The following is a 19,824-nucleotide window of genomic DNA, read 5'->3' as shown; positions in this document are numbered from 1 at the left end:
TGATGGCTTATCGCTCACCACCTTTCTGACTCGTTGAGGTGAAAGAGGGTAGGGCGAAGCCTAAGGTTGCTTCATCGCTCTTTGCTTGTGCCTCCTTTTGCGGCAGACGCTTGTCCACCTCCATGAGGAGTTCGCCCTCAGAGACACGCAGACGCACCGTGTCGCCCACATTTGCCTCACCATCGAGGATGAGATCCGTCAGCTTGTCCTCGATCCAGTGACGTAGGGCACGTCTGAGCGGTCTAGCACCGTACTCTAGGTCAAAGCCCACATCGGCGAGCTTGTCCTTTGCCGAGGGAGTGACCACAAGGTTGTATCCCTGCTCGGAGATACGCGCCATGATAGGACGTAGCTCCACATCTACGATCTTGCGGATATCCTCCTTCTCCAGGCTGGCGAAGTAGATCGTCTCATCAAGACGGTTGAGGAACTCAGGGCTAAAGTGCTTCTTGAGCTGCTTGCTCAGCAAAGCCTCCTGCTCCGTCTGACTAAGCTGCACCTCCTGACGGAAGCCAACGCCAGCGCCAAAGTCCTTAAGCTGACGCGTACCAATGTTGCTCGTCAGGATGATGACTGTATTCTTGAAGCTCACGTGCGTACCATCGGCAGCGGTGATGAAGCCATCGTCGAGGATCTGCAGGAGTATATTGTAAACGTCCGGGTGCGCCTTCTCCAGCTCGTCAAAGAGTACGACCGAGTAAGGCTTGCGTCTCACCTGCTCCGTGAGCTGTCCGCCCTCATCGTAGCCGACGTAGCCAGGGGCTGCGCCCACGAGACGAGAGACGTTGAACGACTCCATATATTCACTCATATCAATACGTATGAGTGCGTCCTCATCGTCAAAGAGTAGCTCGGCAAGCTTCTTAGCTAGATAGGTCTTGCCGACACCTGTCGGACCGAGGAAGAGGAAGCTTCCGATGGGTCGCTTGTCGCTACCCAAGCCGAGGCGGTTGCGCTGTATCGCTTTGACCACCTTGTCGATCGCATCGTCCTGACCGATCACTATATCCTTGAGCGTCTGGCGCATCTGGCGTAGCTTAGCGTGCTCCTCCTGACTAATGTTAGAGATAGGCACGCCGCTCATCATAGAGACCGTCTTGGCGACCGCCTCCTCATCTACTGGTAAATAGGTGGCTGCCTCCTCGGCATGTACTTTCTCTAGCTCCTCGTCCACCTCTTTTTGGACTAATTCTTCCTGCACTTTGAGGGTCATGGCAGTGTCGTAGTTGCTCTCGCGTACCGCCTTGTCACGAGACGCCCGATAGGTACGTAGCTGCTGTCTGAGCGAAGCGACCTTGTCGCTCTCACCCACCTTGCCCTTGAGGTGCATACTCGCTCCCACCTCGTCCAGGACGTCAATAGCCTTGTCGGGGAAGTAGCGATCGTAGATATATCTATTGGTCAGGCGCACCATAGCTATCAAAGCCTCGTCGCTGTAGTGTACATGGTGAAACTCTTCATACCGTCCTCGCAGCTGACGCAAGATCTCGAGCGTCTCCTCGGGCGTGTTTGGCTCGATCATCACCTTCTGAAAGCGACGCGCCAAGGCTCCGTTCTTCTCAATGGTCCTGCGATACTCATCCAGTGTGGTAGCTCCGATGACCTGTATCGTGCCACGAGCTAGGGCGGGTTTGAGCATATTGGAGGCATCCATACTGCCCTCTGTCGAGCCTGCGCCCATCAGCGTGTGTATCTCGTCAAAGAGTAGGATCGTATTGCCCAGCATCTCAGCCTCCTTGAGTAGCGCCTTAAATCGCTCCTCAAAGTCTCCTCTGTAGCGTGTGCCGGCTAGCATCTGTGCCAAGTCTACGCTGTAAAGCACCTTGCCACGAAGCTTGTAGCTCACCTCATCGCGAGCTAAGAGCTGTGCCAAGCCCTCGGCGACGGCTGTCTTACCGACACCCGCCTCTCCAATCAGCACGGGATTGTTCTTCTGTCGGCGACAGAGGATATGTGTGATACGCTCTAGCTCCTTAGCACGCCCGATCATCGGGTCTAGCTTGCCATCCTTAGCGAGCTGGTTAAGGTTGGTCGCAAAGGCATCTAGCGCAGGCGTCTTAGAGCGCTTGCTAGACTTGTCAGAAGCCTTCTCCTCCTTATTACTCTCGCTCTCGGCAGATAGGTCAAAGGGGTTGCTTCCCGAGTTTTGCGTTACCTTGCTCTGCTCGTGACGTATGATCGCCTTGATATGCTCTTGAATCTCTTCGGGTAGCTCCTCTAGAGGTACGGCACGCATAGAGTTCTTGTCGGGCTCGCCATTGGGATCGTTTTGAGAGACAAAGACCTCCACCTGCTTTACAATGCCACTAGGATCAAAGTCACTAGCAGGCTTCTTTGTCTGGGTCTCGTCTGATGCGGATGCCTTGAAGAAAGCTTGCTCGATAAGCTTCTTCCAGGTGGTTATGTCAAGCTCTGAGCGCAGGAACTCTGACAAGGGATTAGGTATATCCGATAGTGCCATAGAGAGGATAGTCTGTATCACGTCTTCTTCTGCTTCGACACTATTGATAGTCTCTACCTCTATAATCTGATCCTTGGTACGACTCTCTAGACTATTCTGCACATAGCTAGCTAGGACCTCCTCCTTGGCAGGTCGAGCTGTCATGTATGGCCAAGGATAGATATCAGGCCGCTCCTCGTGTAGCATATAAGCGATAACACGAGGTGCATCAATCACGGGAAAGTCATCATGATTGGGAAAGAGCTCCCAAGCCCCCACTAGGATAGACTTCAGTTGGTCGTGGTAGTAACGTACGAGCTCATCACTTGGTTTCGTGTAGTGATCCTGAGTGATGATATCTTGGATACGACTGTTATATGCCTTGGCAGTAGAGCAGTCAAAGAGTGTATCTTGTATCTGACTGAGAGGGATGTCTAGTGTGCGTAAGATGAGGACACTAGGGAAGCTGTCATCACGGTGAGCTAAGTCTGCAAAGAGTGCTGGGTAGATATCTAGTGGGCCTCCGGATCGCAGCCCGATGGTGCAAATTCTAGTAAAGACACTGATTACCTGACTACTTAGTTTGTATGGTGTGAAATTCATGCGTATATTATCTCTTGAGAGTGAATTATGTAGTGCCTCGTACCGCTTAGACGGCTCCAGCACTGGGCGATATATGCGGGTGCAAAGCACAGCTAGGCACCCTCGTGCAATAGTCTCGCTGTGTAAAGGTACTCAAAAACTGTACCACGGCAAAGGGGTGCGCCGATCATCAGTCATCTCCACGTCCTAGATAGACGAAATAGACAGACGAGATGGAGGATAGGACAAATTGACCCAACAGAGACTGTTGCAAAAGTCAACAGTCTCCAACGGTGTAGGCTGAGGTAGGGTAGGCACAAAAAAGAGAGACCTACTGAAGCCTCATCTATGTAAGGTCATCCAATAGGTCTCTCTCGTAGTACGCAGGATGAGAGTCGAACTCACACACCATTGCTGGCACTACCCCCTCAAAGTAGCGTGTCTACCAATTCCACCACCTGCGCATACATTATAATATTATATAGTCTCTCACAGCAACTACTACGCTTATAGCAACTCTAGGTGCCCAAGACAGGAATCGAACCTGCACAAACTTGCGTTTACTAGTACCTGAAACTAGCGCGTCTACCAGTTCCGCCACTTGGGCTTGTAGCAGTGACTACCTGTGTACGTACAAAAGACTCGCCATAGCAATAATGGGGAGTCTAAAAATGCTGTAATCAGGAGATCGCTATCTCCTTAAGACTAAGAAACCTCTTACTCCGTCATGCTTACTGACCATCTTGTCAAGAAGCTGTGACCTCGTATGAGGAATCAGAGCGGTGCGGACGGGACTCGAACCCGTGACCCCCTGCGTGACAGGCAGGTATTCTAACCAGCTGAACTACCGCACCTCGGTTGTTTTGCTCTGCAAAGGTACAAAAACTTATCAACACTGCAATAGCTACAGGCGACTTTTTTTTTGCGAAGCTCTAAGATGAACCCCTTCAGATAGGCACGCTAGCCTAGGCCATGAGGGCGAGAGCGTCACTCCTTTGCTCCTTAGCGGTGACAAAGGTACGACAATTTTTGAAACTAACAACTGCTATCTCGTCAATTTCTACTCGGCATGACTAAAATGCGACAAGACAACGCTCCTGTAGTGAAGCTTAGAGACCTGTTGCATAGCTAGTTGTGACATGTCTCAATCAGAGGAAAATCTTTTTCTCTGGTTATAGGTCGTTTGAGTAACACTGGCTACTAGGGGTGCAATCAGGGCTGACGCATGCTAAAAATGAGCTCGTTTCAATTCCTACCTAGGAATTGCCCAAATTCCTCCGTAGATATTTCTGATTTGCTACCTAGGAAATGAAAAATTCTTCGGACTTATTTTTTGATTCCTCCGAAGTTTCATTTGATTCCTCCGAAGAATTTTTTATTTCCTAGGTAGGAATTGGGGGAATTCCTAGGTAGCTATTGGGCAAATTCCCAGGTAGGAATTCCATTCTTCGGGAGGAAGGTGTAATCAGAGCGCTTCTGTAGTCACTCTGTATCAATAATTGAAGCGTGTTCCCTAGTTATCGTCATATGCAGCTCCTAGACGGCTGGTTACAATGAGTCAGTCCTGCGAAGGAGCTTTGCTTGCCTCCGTGTGGGTGATATCGTAAGCATGCAGAGAGTGGCTCCTAGCTCCCCATTGCAAATGATTCAAGCGACTAGAATTCATTGCTGGGCGAACCAGCCTGTAGATTCATATATAAATGGTGAGGTCGTAGTGGTCACTATTTAGTACCTTTGCACAGACTTAAGTTTTAATGGAGTGTGGTACCTCTATAATTATATAGCACTGTTATGACCGATACACGATACATCTTTGTGACAGGAGGCGTGGTCTCCTCACTTGGTAAGGGCATTGTAGCCGCCAGTCTTGGTAAACTGCTTCAAGCTCGTGGATACAAGGTTACGATCCAGAAGTTTGACCCTTATATAAACATCGACCCAGGGACGCTCAACCCCTACGAGCATGGTGAGTGCTATGTGACAGAGGATGGTCACGAAGCGGATCTGGACTTGGGTCACTATGAGCGATTCCTCAATATCCGCACCTCTCGGGAGAACAACATCACCACGGGACGTATCTATCAGAGCGTGATCAATAAGGAGCGCCACGGGGACTACCTCGGTAAGACGGTGCAGGTGATCCCGCACATCACAGATGAAATCAAGCGGAGCGTACGTCGTCTGGGCCTGAAGCATCACTACGACTTTGTCATCACGGAGATAGGTGGTGTGGTCGGAGATATCGAGTCGCTGCCCTTTCTAGAGAGTGTACGTCAGCTCAAGTGGGAGCTCAAGAGCCATTGTGTCTGCGTCCATCTGACTTATGTACCCTTCATAGCAGCTGCTAAGGAGTACAAGACGAAGCCTACACAACACTCGGTGAAGCAGCTTCAGGAGGAGGGTATCCAGCCCGACATCTTAGTGCTTCGTACGGAGCATAAGCTGAGAGATGAGCTACTAGACAAGGTGGCTCTCTTCTGTAATGTCTCCAAGGAGAGTGTCTTCCAGAGTATCGATATGCCATCGATCTATGAGATACCGCTACTCCTACAGGATCAGGGACTAGATCGACAGGTGATCCAGCAAGCTGGTCTAGAGGTGGGCGAGACACCTAAAATGGAGAAGTGGCGCAACTTCGTTCATCGAATGAAGTCGGCTACCAAGGAGCTACACATCGCCCTCGTGGGTAAGTATGTAGAGCTACAGGATGCCTACAAGTCTATCGATGAGGCGCTGCTCCAGAGCTGTGTCTATCATGATCGCAAGCTCAAGCTAACCTCGATACATAGCGAGAGCATCACCAAGGACAATGTGGAGAAGCTGCTGAGTGGCTACGATGGGGTAGTGGTGGCTCCAGGCTTTGGCTCTAGGGGTGTAGAAGGTAAACTGATTGCTCTAGAGTATACCCGTACGCATCAGATCCCGACGCTCGGCATCTGCCTAGGTATGCAGTGTATGGCTATCGAGTTTGCGCAAAACGTGTTGGGTCTAGAGGACTGCAACACGACCGAAATCAAGCCTACAGCGACCAATAAGATTATTGACCTGATGGACGAGCAGAAGGCCGTCTCAGACCTAGGCGCTTCCATGCGACTAGGTGCTTATGAGTGCGAACTGAAGGAGGGCTCTAAGCTGGCAGAAGCTTATGGCAAGCTATTGATCTCGGAGAGACATAGACACCGCTATGAGTTCAACAGCCAGTACCGTACCGCCTTTGAAGAGGCTGGCTTTAAGTGCGTCGGTACCAATCCTGAGACGGGTCTCGTCGAAGCGCTCGAGCTAGAGGGACACCCTTGGTACATCGGTGTGCAGTACCACCCAGAGTACAGCAGCACGGTCTTGCAGCCTAGCCCGATCTTTATGGCCTTTATCTCAGCAATTAGCAATCGATAGGGGCGCACATCTCGAGCAGTTTCTTTTATACACGACATACTCTATACTTTAGATGAATAAATCAAACCTCATAGGTATCGTTCTGATTGGTGTGGTCATCGTTGTCTACTCAGTCTTCCTACTTCCTAAGCAGAAGCCTGCATCCACGCCTACACCTGCGACTGATACCACTCAGGTCGTCACGAATGCCGCTACAGCCTCTGCAGAGGAGAGCCAAACGACTTCAGATGCAGCAAAGCCTGCTCCTGTAGACTCGCTCTACGCTTTTAGCCAGTTGATGGCTCAGTCTGCTAAGGAGTACACAATGTCCAATGATAAGCTTAGCGTCACCTTTACCACACAGGGGGCTATGCCTGTCTCGGCTGAGCTAGCGGGCTACAAGAGCTTCGATAGTACACAGGTGCGACTCTTTGCTCCTGGGGACTTTATGCTCAATCTGCCTATACGGACGAATCAAAACCAAATCCTAGAGACGAAAGATCTGATCTGGCTAGCTAGCCAGCCCAACGACTCAACGCTCCAGATGACGCTCCCGATAGATTCGTCAAGCTACCTCCGCATCATCTACACGATGCCTCACGAGGGGTATATGCTCGGTATGGCTATCGAGGCACAAGGCTTAGGATCGCTCCTACATAGCAACAATGCGATGCAAGACCTAGAGATGAGCCTGCGCATACCGCGTCAGGAACTCTCCTGGAAGTTTGAGAATCAGTACTCCACTATATACTATAAGTATCCGGGCGATGATGTAGAGAAGCTCAAGGAAACCAAAATGACGCAGGAGAAGGATGTCCGCGAGAAGATCCAGTGGGTGGCAATGAAGGATAAGTTCTTTAGCACCGTCCTCATCGGTCTGGAAGATACGCGCCTAGAGGAAAACAAGATGTCCTTCACGACTGAGCCTAAGGAGACAAACTATATCAAGGACTGCAAGTATCAAGGGGCTTTCGCAATGGACATACGTGATGGGCGCAAGGCGAACTTTGCACTCTTCATGGGACCTCTAGACTACAACATGCTCAAGGGCATAGACGCTGGCGTGGATAAGGCGCAGCGACTAGACCTCAAGCGGATGATCTATGTGGGTGGCTCGCTCTTTAGATGGATCAATGTCACTCTGATTCGTCCGCTGATTGACTTCCTCCAGGGCTTTATCTCCAACTGGGGTATCATCATCCTCTTGCTGACGCTCATTATCAAGCTGGTGCTCTCACCGCTAACCTTCAAGAGCTATATGTCGCAAGCTAAGATGCGTGTCTTGAAGCCACAGGTAGATGCGATCAATGCTAAGTATGCGGGCGATGATCAACAGATGATGATGAAGCGCAGTCAAGCGACGATGCAGCTCTACCGCAATGCGGGAGCTAGCCCGATGAGTGGTTGCTTGCCGATGCTGCTACAGATGCCTTTCTTGATAGCGCTCTATATGTTCTTCCCGACGGCTATAGACCTTCGTGGAGAAAGTTTCCTCTGGGTCAAGGATCTCTCGACTTACGATCCCATCATCTCGTGGAGCACGGACATACCCTTCATCACGGGGCTACTGGGTGGTAACCATATCAGTCTCTTCTGCTTGCTATGGGCTGTCACCAATATCATTTACTCCCGCTATACGATGAGCATGTCGGGCGGAGCTAGTGGTTCGCAGATGAAGATGATGCGCTTTATGCCTTACATGATGACGATCATGTTCTTCATCTTCTTCAATAGCAATGCCGCTGGTCTGACCTACTACTACTTTATCTCTACGCTGATCACGATCCTGCAGTTTGTCGCTAGCCGACTACTGATCAATGAGGATAAGGTGCTGGCACGTCTCGAGGAGAACCAAAAGAAGCCGAAGAAGAAGAAAGGCTTTATGGCGCGTCTCGAGCAGATGCAGAAGGAGCAAGAGAAGCTCATGCGTGAGCAAAACAAGAAGCGTCGCTAATTAAGATATAACCCTCGGCGAATCAATGGAACCTCTCAAGCACGAGTGCGGGATAGCACTCATACGACTACGCAAACCCCTAGAGTACTACGCAGAGCATTACGGTACGACCCTCTACGGGCTGAACAAGCTCTACCTCCTGATGGAGAAGCAGCACAACCGTGGGCAAGATGGCGCTGGGCTAGCGGTGGTCAAGACACAGGCACCTCCAGGTGACGAGTATATCTATCGAGAGAGAGCTCTCGGCAGTAATGCCATAACGGAGATCTTCAAGACGGTACACGAGACCATAGCCTCAGCTCACGGTGGTACGACGCCTACCGTAGAGGAAGCGACGCAAGCTGAGCGCTATACGCCTTTCCTCGGGGATTGCTACATGGGCCATCTACGCTATAGCACGACAGACTTGGCGGGCTTGACATTCGTACACCCGATGGTACGCCGTAGCAACTGGAGAGCGAAGTCGCTGGCCGTGTGTGGGAACTTTAACCTGACCAATGTGTCGGGTATCTTTGACGAAATCACCGCCATCGGACAGCATCCTCGTACCTCTAGCGATACACATATTATATTAGACCAAGTAGGTCACCGTCTAGACCGTGAGGTGGAGCGTCTCTACAAGATCGCTCACGAGGAGCAGGGGCTAGAGGGGATGGATATAACGCACTTCATCGAGGATCATCTGGATCTGACCAATGTACTCCGTCGTACCAGTCCTATCTGGGATGGAGGCTTTGTGATGTGCGGTATGACGGGATCGGGAGATTCTTTCGTCTTGAGAGATCGTAACGGCATCCGCCCCGCATTCTACTATATTGATGACGAGATCATCGTCGTTGCTAGTGAGCGTCCCGTGATCCAGACGGTGATGAATGTGACCTACGACAAGGTCCTCGAGCTAAACCCTGGCGAGGCGCTCACCATAGACAACAAAGCTAATCCGAGTATCACGCAGATCCTGGAGCCTGGCGAGTTGAAAGCTTGCTCCTTCGAGCGGATCTACTTCTCTCGTGGTAGTGATCGAGACATATATCGTGAGCGCAAGATGCTAGGGCAACTTCTCACGCCTGCTATCCTCAGAGAGATAAACGGAGACTTGACCCACTCGGTCTTCTCCTTTATTCCAAACACCGCCGAGGTCGCTTACTTCGGTATGCTGGAGGGACTGAACCTAGAGCTTAACAAGCGCAAGGCGGAGCAGATTGAGCAAGCGTTGGGAGCTCCAGACTTTGATGCGCAACTAAAGCATATACTCTCGCAACGGATACGTAGTGAGAAGGTCGCCATCAAGGATATCAAGCTACGAACCTTCATCTCCGAGGGCAATACGCGCAACGATCTAGCGACGCACGTCTACGACGTCACCTACGGCTCCATCGAGCGTGGCGTGGACAATCTCGTGGTCATTGACGATAGCATCGTACGAGGCACTACGATACGCCAGAGCATCCTCACGATCCTAGATCGCTTAGGTCCGCGCAAGATAGTCTTCGTCTCCAGTGCTCCACAGATTCGCTATCCCGACTACTACGGCATAGATATGCGTCACGTAGACGAGTTCATAGCCTTTAGAGCTATGATAGCACTCCTTCAGGAGCGAGGACTGCAGCGTATGCTCGACGAGGCATACCGTGAGGCGATAGCGCTTAGGGAACGTCCTCTCACGGAGTACGTACCCAACGTGATCAAGACTCTCTACGCTCCCTTTACCGAAGAGGAGATCTCTGCTAAGATCGCTGAGCTAGTCAAGTCTGACGGGATCAAGGCAGAGGTGAGCATTGTCTACCAGACAGTCGAAACACTACACGAAGCTATTCCTCATCATCCAGGCGATTGGTACTTTACGGGCGACTATCCAACGCCTGGCGGGTCCCATCTCGTCAACGATGCTTTCATCGCTTATTACGAGCAGCAGTACAATCGCAAATAGACATAGACGCTCTTTTCACCCAATAATCATGCAAACATCCACACAGCGCAAAGCTACGCTCACGCTACAAGACGGATCTACCTACACGGGCTGGCACTTCGGTGCGACTAGACAGTTGGCCGGTGAGGTAGTCTTTAATACAGCCATGAATGGTTACACTGAGTCGCTCACAGACCCCAGCTATATGGGGCAGATCTTGGTGATGACCTATCCGATGGTGGGCAACTACGGGATCCCCGCAGCTACCCGAGATGAGTACGACATCCCGAACTACTACGAGAGTGACGGCTGTCTCATGCGTGCTCTGATAGTCAACAGCTACTCGCCAGAGTACTCCCACTGGAATGCGGAGCAGTCCTTAGGAGACTTCATGGCAGAGCAGGGCGTCGTGGGGATTACAGGCATCGATACGCGAGCCCTGACCAAGCATCTGCGTGATCACGGTATCCAGGTCGGCACGATAACCATCGAGGGCGAGACCTCTCCTATAGAGCCCGCCATCGGAGACCAAAACTTAGTCGCTCAAGCCTCTTGCCCTGAGCCTCGCATCTACGGTTCGGGCGACTGTCATATAGCTTTGATCGACTGTGGACTCAAGGACAATATCCTTCGCTCGCTCATCGACGAGCGCTTCACCCTCCATCGTGTCCCTTGGGACTATCCTTTGGAGCAGATCGAGGAGTTGCGAGGCGTCTTCATCAGCAATGGTCCTGGCTCCCCAACTTGCTGCAAGGAGACGATCAGACAGATACAGTATGCTTTCGAGCGTCAGCTCCCCACTTACGGCATCTGCATGGGCAATCAGCTGATGGCGCTTGCCTCTGGTGCTAAGATCTATAAGATGAAGTACGGCAATCACGGACACAACCAACCTGTCCGACGGGTTAATTCGACTCAGTGCCTCATTACTAGCCAGAACCATAGCTACGCTGTCAACTCAGCGACACTCCCTCAGGGATGGGAAGAGTGGTACACCAACCTCAACGATGGCACCAATGAGGGGCTAATGCACACCGACCTGCCATTTCGCTCGGTACAGTTCCACCCAGAGGCAAAGGGCGGTCCACTAGATGCGCTCAACTTCTTCTCAGACTTCCAGGACATCGTCCTGAACTACCCACAATTGTCGAAATAACCCATCAAGCTCGACCAAACCATGACTCAGCGTAAGCAATACAATAAGATACTCCTACTCGGATCTGGTGCACTCAAGATCGGAGAGGCAGGCGAATTTGACTATTCCGGCTCACAAGCTCTCAAAGCTGTCAAAGCGGAGGGTATCAAGACCGTCCTCATCAACCCCAATATCGCTACAGTTCAGACCAGCGAAGGCGTTGCTGATGCGGTCTATTTCTTACCCGTCACGCCTTACTTCGTAGAGCGTGTCATAGAGCGTGAGCATCCTGACGGCATCATGCTAGCCTTCGGTGGGCAGACCGCACTCAACTGTGGAGTTCAGCTCTTCCAGTCGGGTGTCTTGGAGCGTTACGGCATCGATGTCCTCGGTACACCCGTTGAGACCATTATGGCGACCGAAGACCGCGAACTCTTTGTCGAGAAGCTTGACGAGATAGAGGTTAAGACGATTCAGAGCCACGCTGTCACCACGATGGAGGACGCTCTCGTCGCTGCCAACCAACTAGGCTATCCCGTCATCGTACGAGCTGCCTACGCCTTGGGAGGCTTGGGTAGTGGCTTCTGTGACAATGATGAGGAGCTCCGAGTCCTTGCTGAGAAAGCCTTCGCCTTCTCCCCACAGCTCCTGATCGAGAAGAGCTTGCGCGGCTGGAAAGAGATCGAGTACGAGGTGGTGCGAGACGCTTACGACAACTGCATCACCGTCTGTAATATGGAGAACTTTGACCCGCTCGGCATCCACACTGGCGAGAGTATCGTCATCGCTCCCTCACAGACCCTCTCCAACGACGAGTATCACAAGCTCCGCACGATAGCTATCAAGATCATCCGTCACCTCGGTGTCGTAGGCGAGTGCAATGTGCAGTACGCCCTCGACCCTTACAGTGAGGACTACCGTGTAATCGAGGTCAATGCGCGTCTCTCACGCTCCTCAGCTCTAGCGAGCAAAGCTACCGGCTATCCCCTCGCACACGTTGCTGCGAAGCTTGGACTAGGCTATGGACTCTTTGAGGTGCAGAATGCGGTGACAGGTTCCACGCCAGCCTTCTTCGAGCCAGCGCTAGACTACTGCGTCTGCAAGATACCACGCTGGGACCTCGGTAAGTTCCACGGGGTCTCTCGTCAGCTCGGCAGTAGCATGAAGTCTGTCGGCGAAGTGATGGCGATCGGTCGCACCTTTGAGGAGGCAATCCAAAAGGGACTCCGCATGATAGGGCAGGGCATGCACGGCTTCTGCGAAAACAAAGAGCTCGTCATCCCCGACATCGACACAGCCCTTAGAGAGCCAACGGATACCCGCATCTTCGTCATCAGCAAAGCGTTCCGTCAGGGATACAGCGTGGAGCAGATCCACGAGCTTACGAAGATAGATCGCTGGTTCCTCTATCGCCTCCAAGGCATCCTAGAGACCTCCGAGACACTGGGCACTTGTGACTCCATCGAGAGTCTCCCCGCCGAGCTACTACGACAAGCTAAGGAACAAGGCTTCACCGACTTCCAGATCGCTCGTGCCGTCACCAAGGAGTACAAAAAGCCTCTGCACAAAGAGGCTGACCTAGTGCGCCAGCACCGCAAGAGCCTCGGCATACTACCTTATGTCAAGCAGATCGACACGCTAGCCGCCGAGGTTCCTGCCGAGAGCAACTACCTCTACCTCACTTATCATGGCGAGGAGCACGACATAGCCACAGAGCAGGACGGCAAGTCGGTCATCGTGCTAGGCTCGGGAGCTTATCGTATCGGTAGCTCCGTCGAGTTTGACTGGTGCGGTGTCAATGCGCTACACACCATTCGCAAGGCGGGTCTGCGCTCTATCATGATCAACTATAATCCAGAGACCGTCAGTACAGACTTTGATATGTCAGACCGTCTCTACTTTGACGAGCTCACCTTCGAGCGCGTCATGGATATCATAGACCTAGAGGCTCCCAAGGGTGTCATCCTAGCTACCGGTGGTCAGATCCCGAACAACCTAGCGTTACGTCTTGCCACCAATGGAGTTACCATCCTAGGCACGCAAGCCGAAGATATAGACCATGCGGAGGATCGACACAAGTTCTCCGCCATGCTAGACGAGCTAGGCATTGACCAGCCCGAGTGGAGCGAGCTCACTACTATTGAGGACATCGACCGCTTCGTGGATCGTGTAGGCTACCCCGTCTTGGTGCGTCCTAGCTACGTCCTCTCAGGAGCTGCGATGAATGTCTGCTCCAATCAGGAGGAGCTACTCCGCTTCTTGCAGCTCGCAGCCAATGTGTCCCAAGACCACCCCGTCGTCGTGTCGCAGTTTGTCGAGCATGCCAAGGAGATCGAGATGGATGCCGTCGCCGATCATGGCGAAATCATCGCCTATGCGATCAGCGAGCATATCGAGTTCGCCGGCGTCCACAGTGGCGATGCGACCATCCAGTTCCCCGCTCAGAAGCTTTACGTCGAGACCGTACGACGCATCAAGCGCATATCGCGTCAGATAGCCGAGGCGCTACACATCTCGGGTCCGTTCAACATCCAGTTCCTCGCACGAGGCAACGAGATCAAAGTGATCGAGTGCAACCTTCGCGCCTCACGTAGCTTCCCCTTCGTGAGCAAGGTGCTGCGACTCAACTTCATCGATCTAGCAACTAAAATCATGCTAGGACTGCCCTATGAGCACCCGACGAAGGATGCCTTCTCGCTAGACTATGTGGGGATCAAAGCTTCGCAATTCTCCTTCTCCCGCTTGCAAAAGGCTGACCCCGTGCTAGGTGTCGATATGGTTTCCACCGGCGAAGTGGGCTGTATTGGTGAAGACACCGAGGAGGCTATCCTCAAGGCGATGCTCTCCGTGGGTCATCACATACCAGAGCGTGGCATCCTCCTCTCGACGGGTGGCGCTAAGCAAAAGGCCGACCTCCTCGAGGCATCACAGCTCCTTCACAAGAAAGGCTACAAGCTCTACGCTACGGCTGGTACGCAGCACTTCCTAGAGGAGAACGGGGTCCCCGCCACGCTCGTTCACTGGCCCGACAGCACCGAGCAGCCACAGGCACTCGACCTGTTGCACCAGCATGAGGTAGACCTCGTGGTCAACATCAATAAGAACCTCTCTACGGGTGAGCTGACCAATGGCTACAAGCTACGCCGTGCTGCGATCGATCTCAACATCCCTCTGATCACCAATGCACGCCTCGCAGCCACCTATATCAAGGCATTCTGCACGCTTTCGCTAGAAGAGCTCGAGATCAAGAGCTGGCAAGAGTACTAACAGCAAAAGAACAGCTAACGGCCAACAGCTAACAGCCAACAGCCAACGGCTAACAGCCAAATAAAACTATGGACAAGCCCTTCTGCATGCGACACTACGCACTCATGCAGGGGGCTTGTGCTATGCGTATCTCTACCGATGCGCTCTTCTTCGGAGCGTGGGCGAGGACGGCTCACACAGCCAGTCAAGTTCTAGACGTGGGAACAGGCACCGGCATCCTGTCTCTGATGCTCGCGCAGACCTATCCCAGTGCCATGGTCACCGCTATCGACATCGATGACGAAGCGGTCCGTACCGCTCAGGACAACTTCTCCCGCTCTCCCTACAGCGATCGGCTCACGGCACTGTCGTGTGACATTACCGCGCCAGAGCTAGCTTTGCCACCCCGTCACTACGACTTTATCGTCTCCAATCCTCCTTACTACGACGGCCTCCAGCCCGCTACGGCATCGCTTCGTCAGGCACGACACACGGGGGAGGGCTTCGCTCCACATCTACTCTTTCGTTACCTAGAGCCGCTCGTTGCTCCTGAGCCAACGGTCTGCCTAGTTACGCCCGTCGAGGCACTGCCCCTCTTGCGTCGGGAGGCGGTGCTGCACCGCTACAATCTCACACGGCTTTGCGGGTTGCATCACCACGTAGGGCAACCCGCTATACGACTTCTGACACAGTGGCACCGCTCCGCGACACCTCCTGCGCCTTGTCTCTCGGAGCGTCTAGCGATACGCACCGCGCAGCAACGCTACACCGCCGAGGCGCGCGACCTCCTGCGCCCATATCTACTAGACGAATACCTCGACTGACGCTGGGGCTTCCTCGTCTGTGAAGAGTCATCTTTGACGGTTTCGGCAACTTTCCATTTTATCCCAAACAGGCAATCTCCACGGAGCAATTGACAGATAGCTCCGTGGAGAACGCTCATTTCCTCCGATAAGAACCCTTGGACCATAAGCAGAGAGAAGGCTCAACCGCTTATGACGATTGAGCCTTCTGATATGGGGCGCTTACCGCAAACTTTTGAGGGGAGGGGACTAGCTGAAGGCGTTCCACCCCTGAGCTTTGAGCTCATGCTCGGCTCGATCGGTCGAGACCCAGCGACAGCCCTCAGAGGCGTCCGTGACATGCCCTATGATGGAGACGCCCTCGATATCGGAGACTTGACCGACCTGTGCTAGTGGCACGGTGAAGAGAAGCTCGTAATCCTCGCCACCATTGAAGGCTGCCGTGACGGGCGACATATTCATCTCCTCGCATAGCGCTAGCGTCTCACGATCTAGAGGTAGTCGATCCTCAAAGACCCGTACGCCTACCTGCGACCGCTCCGCTATGTGTAGTAGCTCGGAGCTTAGTCCGTCGCTGATGTCTATCATGGCTGTCGGGGTGACTCCCTGCTCGGCCAGCTTGCCACGCAACCAGCGCTGCGCTGAGGGCATGAGCTGACGCTCGATCAGGTATTCGTATCCCTCAAAGTGTGGCTCAAACTCCTCCGTTGGTGCGCTTAGGAAGGTGCGGTGCTCACGCTCTAGGAGCTGGAAGCCCATGTAGGCTGCGCCTAGGTTGCCCGTTACGCAGATGAGATCGTTTGGTTGAGCGCCCGAGCGCAGGACAGCCTCGCCCTTAGCGACGGAGCCGAGGCATGTGATACTGATGGCGAGTCCGTTTTGTGAGGCACATGTATCCCCGCCGACGAGGTCCACCTGGTAGTGCTGGCAGGCTAGCTCGATACCTTTATATAGCTCTTCGATCATCTCGGTCGTGTACCTAGCCGAGATACCTAGAGAGACGGTGATCTGCTGGGGGATGCCATTCATGGCGCAGATGTCGGAGACGTTGACCACGACCGCCTTGTAGCCTAGGTGCTTGAGCGGCATGTAGGTCATGTCAAAGTGTACGCCCTCGAGGAGCATATCGGTCGTGACCAATAGCTCTTCGTCGGGCTTCATCTGCAAGATGGCGGCATCGTCACCGACGGCCATGCGGACACGGTCGGGCGATATGATGGCAAACTGCTCAGTGAGCTTTCGGATCAGTCCGAACTCTCCTAAGTCAGAGATAGGTGTATTCATAGATTATTCCTTTTCCTCTTCCTCCTTGTGCTCCTCTTTTTGAGCCTGTGCACGTGTAAACTGTGCGATATGCCCCAAGACAAGCTTGCGCAGATCCTCCTCGCCGTGAGACTTGAAGCGCACCTGTATAGGCAGGCGGAGGAAGCGCTCACGTAGCTCACTGCTCATGTAGGACTCCAGCTCGAAGATCTTGACTGCATCCTTGTCGGTACAGAGGAAGACCACCTCCACGCCGCGCGTCAGATAGTCTGTCAGGATGTTTTCCCAAGTAGTCACATTGCGTCTAGAGTAGTGGTGATGATCTGCATAGGGTAGGGTCACCACACGGGAGAAGCCGCGCTCTACATAAGCGAAGAACTCCTCGGGGTGTGAGATACCCGACAGGGCAATAACGACAGCGTTGGTGTCAATCTTTGTGGCTTCGGCATTTCTGCGGAAGATGGGCACGGGGTCTTCATACTTGACCTCGCTAAAGAAGAGCCGCTGATGCGGATAGAGATCTAACCGGCGCTCCGTAAAGGTGCAGTCTATCGGCTTGAGTAGGGTAGGACACTTGGTCACGACTACCACATCGGCACGATAGCGCCCACGAGCTGATTCACGAAGGCGACCCGCAGGGAGTAGCGCATCCTCCGTCATGAGTCTATTGTAGCTGGACAAAAGGATGGAAAACGAGGGTTGCACGGAGCGATGCTGGAAGCCGTCGTCCATCAAGATCACATCGGGTCGCTGCGAGTAGGGCTGATTGACTAGGTAGTTAATGGCACGCACCCTATTGCCATCCACGATGATCTGTATCTTGTCGCCAAACTTGCGCAGGATTTGAGCTGGCTCGTCGCCTATGCGACTGGCGCTATCGCCTAGCTCGGCTACCTTTAGCCCCATGGACCTACGCTTATAGCCTCGAGACACGATAGCAATCCGCAGATCCCCCATGAGCATACGGACGAGGTGCTCTATCATAGGAGTCTTGCCCGTACCGCCTACGGCAAGGTTGCCGACACAGATGATGGGGATGGGAAACGAATGACTCTTCAGACGCCCCATATTGTAAAGGCTATTGCGTAGCGACACGCCCACTCCATAAAGAGCGGAGAGTGGTAATAGCCATCGATTAATCTTGGGTGTCTGATCCATACTGAGGGAGAGTCAAGAGGGAAGGGGATGTCTGTATTGCTCTGAGAGACTAGAGGTCTACGACCATAGGCAGACGAGCTTGAAGACCTGACATAGCTCGTAGCTCACGGAGCTGGTCTATGTAGCGGATTTCTTCCTCGGTAAACCATGAGTTCATCAGCTTCATGCGTACGGTCTGCGTCGATCTGTCGAATAGCTCTTGGAGTAGATTGACCTCACGTCTCATGTAAGTCACATGATAGCTGTCGTATCCAGCCTGAGTAGCGGCATAAGCGATAGCGTCCTGTAGACCGCCCAGCTCATCGACGAGTCCTAGTCCCAGAGCCTGAGCGCCAGTCCATACACGTCCCTGAGCTATTGAGTCCACCTGGTCTCTTGTCATGCCACGACCCTCGGAGACACGCTTGAGGAAGAGCTCGTAGCCACGATTGACATACTGCTGGAAGAGTCCTCGCTCCTCCTCGGTCCATGGACGGTCGAGGGCGCCTAGGTCAGCATAGCGAGCTGTCTTGACCACATCCTGATGTACTCCGATCTTGTTAGCCAGCTTGGTCGCATTAGGTACGACGCCAAAGATGCCGATAGAGCCTGTAATGGTCGAGGGCTCGGCAAATATGTAGCTAGCGCCCGAAGACATATAGTACCCACCAGAAGCGGCGTAGTCTCCCATAGAGATGACGACAGGTTTGTTTTGACTAGCCTTATGGACAGCATACCAAAGCTGCTCAGAGATGTAGCTACTACCGCCTGGCGAATTGACACGTACCACGAGTGCATCGTAGTCGTCGTCTTCGGCCATCTCTAGGATACGATCGGAGAGTTGGTCAGTGACTACTTTATTGGTGTTAAATGGCGAGTCAGCCTGCTCGACATTGATCTCGCCCTCAGCAAAGAGGACACCTATATTAGCCTCTCCGCTACGATTAGAGCTACGTGTGGCATACACATCACTTAGCGAGACGAAGTAAAGGTCATCCGGCTCATCTACATTCACGAGCGAGCAGAGCTGCTCTAGAGCTTGATCCTGATAGAGTGCGCCATCGATGAGCTTGTTAGCCAGGTAAGAGTCGGTCGACTGGACAGACTGCATACTATCCGCTAGAGCCTGCAGGCGTACACTGTCTAGCCCACGGCTGGTGCCCACTTCACTTAAGATGCGCCCCCATATATCGCCAAGGTAAGAGGTGATCTGGGTGCGATTTGCCTCGCTCATACCATTGAGCATGTAAGGCTCCACAGCACTCTTGAAGGTGCCCACCTTAAAGACCATCATCTCCACACCGATCTTGTCTAGCAAGTCCTTGAAGAAGACCGCTCCGCCAGCCAAACCATCGAAAGCGATAGAGCCCTCCTTATTGACATAAAGCTGGTCAGCCACGGAGGCGAGGTAGTACCCCTTGAGCGAGTATAAGTCTGCGTAGGAGACGATAAACTTGCCCGTCTGCTTGAAGTCCTCTAGAGCTTCTCTGAGGGCTTCTGCGGAAGCATAGCCACATCCTGGGTCCATCATATTAAGATAGATACCCTTGATGCGGTCATCATTCTTAGCCTCATCTATAGCCTCAAGAACATAGGAGAGAGGCAAGTCTTGACACCCGTCGCTCTTGTCAAAGCCTAGCTCAGCCCAAGGATTGGAGACATACGTATCGGACACCTTAGCGAGATCAATCTTGAGGATACTCCCGTTCTTAATCTTTTGAGTTTCGTTGTTTGCACTGGTGCTCAGCCCTGCGACAAGGCCAATAAGAGCGATGATAGATAGAGAGACGAAGATGACACAACTCACGATAATCGCTAGCAGTGTCGCAAAGAAGGTCTTCCAAAATGAATTCATACGGGGTCTATGTAATAATGTCTATTTAGCAAGCGTTAGCACCGCAAAGGTAACAAATAGATATTGAATAAGCTACATATATCGTTGCTATCTGAGTGAAACTTCAGTTTCATACGGAAGAAACTCTA

Annotated in this window: 10 protein-coding genes and 3 tRNA genes; 6 read left to right on the top strand and 7 right to left on the bottom strand. The window is 52.7% G+C overall.

What is annotated here, in order from left to right:
* Positions 1–7: 7 nt before the first annotated feature.
* From L215_RS0101735 to L215_RS0101720, 4 genes are all read right to left on the bottom strand, one after another.
* Positions 8–3,043: an ATP-dependent Clp protease ATP-binding subunit gene (locus L215_RS0101735; RefSeq protein WP_025883809.1), complete on the bottom strand. Its 3,036-nt coding sequence runs from the start codon at positions 3,041–3,043 to the stop codon at positions 8–10.
* A 359-nt stretch (positions 3,044–3,402) separates the two neighbouring features.
* Positions 3,403–3,486, bottom strand: a tRNA-Leu gene (locus tag L215_RS0101730).
* A gap of 59 nt (positions 3,487–3,545) precedes the next feature.
* A tRNA-Leu gene (locus L215_RS0101725) sits at positions 3,546–3,629 on the bottom strand.
* 173 nt (positions 3,630–3,802) lie between these two features.
* Positions 3,803–3,876: transfer RNA gene (locus L215_RS0101720), tRNA-Asp, on the bottom strand.
* A 937-nt stretch (positions 3,877–4,813) separates the two neighbouring features.
* On the opposite strand from L215_RS0101720, the gene L215_RS0101715 reads away from it, so the two are divergent.
* From L215_RS0101715 to L215_RS0101690, 6 genes are all read left to right on the top strand, one after another.
* A complete protein-coding gene (locus L215_RS0101715; protein WP_027451246.1) occupies positions 4,814–6,415 on the top strand; it encodes a CTP synthase in 1,602 nt (533 codons plus the stop codon).
* A gap of 52 nt (positions 6,416–6,467) precedes the next feature.
* Positions 6,468–8,348 (top strand): membrane protein insertase YidC, encoded by a 1,881-nt coding sequence (gene yidC, locus L215_RS0101710; RefSeq protein WP_025883808.1) that lies wholly within the window; start codon positions 6,468–6,470, stop codon positions 8,346–8,348.
* Between the two features lie 25 nt (positions 8,349–8,373).
* Positions 8,374–10,278, top strand: a complete 1,905-nt coding sequence (locus L215_RS0101705; RefSeq protein ID WP_027451245.1) for an amidophosphoribosyltransferase — start codon at positions 8,374–8,376, stop codon at positions 10,276–10,278.
* A gap of 28 nt (positions 10,279–10,306) precedes the next feature.
* Positions 10,307–11,413, top strand: a complete 1,107-nt coding sequence (carA, locus tag L215_RS0101700) for a glutamine-hydrolyzing carbamoyl-phosphate synthase small subunit (RefSeq protein WP_025883807.1) — start codon at positions 10,307–10,309, stop codon at positions 11,411–11,413.
* Between the two features lie 21 nt (positions 11,414–11,434).
* Complete coding sequence (gene carB, locus L215_RS0101695; RefSeq protein ID WP_027451244.1) at positions 11,435–14,659, top strand: carbamoyl-phosphate synthase (glutamine-hydrolyzing) large subunit; 3,225 nt, start codon at positions 11,435–11,437, stop codon at positions 14,657–14,659.
* A 68-nt stretch (positions 14,660–14,727) separates the two neighbouring features.
* A complete protein-coding gene (locus tag L215_RS0101690) occupies positions 14,728–15,462 on the top strand; it encodes a tRNA1(Val) (adenine(37)-N6)-methyltransferase (protein ID WP_027451243.1) in 735 nt (244 codons plus the stop codon).
* 228 nt (positions 15,463–15,690) lie between these two features.
* Here the strand turns inward: L215_RS0101690 and thiL are convergent, their stop codons facing one another.
* Genes thiL through sppA form a run of 3 tightly spaced genes read right to left on the bottom strand, consistent with a single transcriptional unit; the run spans position 15,691 to position 19,696 of the window.
* Entirely contained in the window at positions 15,691–16,725 is a 1,035-nt protein-coding gene (gene thiL / locus L215_RS0101685; protein WP_027451242.1) for a thiamine-phosphate kinase, read from the bottom strand.
* A 3-nt stretch (positions 16,726–16,728) separates the two neighbouring features.
* A complete protein-coding gene (gene lpxK / locus L215_RS0101680; RefSeq protein WP_025883806.1) occupies positions 16,729–17,862 on the bottom strand; it encodes a tetraacyldisaccharide 4'-kinase in 1,134 nt (377 codons plus the stop codon).
* 49 nt (positions 17,863–17,911) lie between these two features.
* A complete protein-coding gene (sppA, locus tag L215_RS0101675; RefSeq protein ID WP_027451241.1) occupies positions 17,912–19,696 on the bottom strand; it encodes a signal peptide peptidase SppA in 1,785 nt (594 codons plus the stop codon).
* Positions 19,697–19,824: the final 128 nt, after the last annotated feature.

Origin of the sequence: Porphyromonas uenonis DSM 23387 = JCM 13868 (assembly GCF_000482365.1) — a bacterium.
GTDB classification, from domain to species: domain Bacteria; phylum Bacteroidota; class Bacteroidia; order Bacteroidales; family Porphyromonadaceae; genus Porphyromonas; species Porphyromonas uenonis.
Note: the sequence above shows the minus strand (reverse complement) of the source record. Positions and strands in the feature narration are given on the sequence as shown.